Origin of the sequence: Undibacterium sp. Ji49W (assembly GCF_049340205.1) — a bacterium.
GTDB lineage: Bacteria > Pseudomonadota > Gammaproteobacteria > Burkholderiales > Burkholderiaceae_D > Undibacterium.
The window spans coordinates 1-357 of record NZ_JBMPOW010000062.1; the positions used below are offsets into that span (position 1 = coordinate 1).

Annotated in this window: 1 protein-coding gene; it reads left to right on the forward strand. The window is 41.7% G+C overall.

Annotated elements, in window-relative coordinates:
- Positions 1–244: hypothetical protein (locus ACO0LK_RS27035; RefSeq protein WP_422980612.1), on the forward strand; the 244-nt coding region annotated here is incomplete at its 5' end.
- Positions 245–357: the final 113 nt, after the last annotated feature.

Here is a 357-nt window from a genome sequence, read left to right on the forward strand (position 1 = left end):
TGCTAGCTATAACAATAATGAATATTTTTACGCTGCCTTATACGGGATGCGCGCTTTAGGTAATGCTGGCCTGACTTTACTTTCCTCTGGATTGTATGGCGTTGGTAGGGCAGGCTTTGTTCAAACAGTTGAGGAGTTCAATGCTGCAAGCGCAACATATCCGGGAACCACATATGCCGTTAGGAATACGGGCGGTAGTTATGTAAATAGTTACACGAACGGTAGTTATGTTAGGGGCTGTTAACATTCAATAAAATGTGTTTACATTCGGTATTGGAAAAATAGGATACCGAAATGCAAAGCGACCGCAAGATGTTAAGAGATGATCAATGGAAGAAGATAGAAGCCTTGTTACCT